1 protein-coding gene is annotated in these 254 nt (G+C 60.2%); it reads right to left on the bottom strand.

What is annotated here, in order from left to right:
- Positions 1–254, bottom strand: a 254-nt coding sequence (locus SB764_RS42560; RefSeq protein WP_410867115.1) for an ATP-binding cassette domain-containing protein, incomplete at both ends; no start/stop codon positions are given.

Raw genomic sequence — 254 nt, 5'->3', positions numbered from 1 at the left:
CGGCATTCGCGTTTTCAGCCCACTTCACCGTGCCGTGATCGAGCGTGAGCTTGCCGAGCAGCGAGCGCAGCAGCGTGGTCTTACCCGCACCGTTCTCGCCGATGATCGCGATACGCTCGCCCGGCTGCACGCTGATGCTGAAATCGTTGAAGATCTGGCGCTCGTACTTCTTCGAAATCCTGTCGGCGACCACTGCGATGTTGTGCAGCTTCTTCTCGTACTCGAAGCGGATGAACGGGTTCTGCCGCGACGAC

Origin of the sequence: Paraburkholderia sp. SIMBA_027, from assembly GCF_046535315.1 — a bacterium.
Taxonomy (GTDB): domain Bacteria; phylum Pseudomonadota; class Gammaproteobacteria; order Burkholderiales; family Burkholderiaceae; genus Paraburkholderia; species Paraburkholderia tropica.
This window is presented reverse-complemented; position numbering and strand designations above follow the sequence as displayed.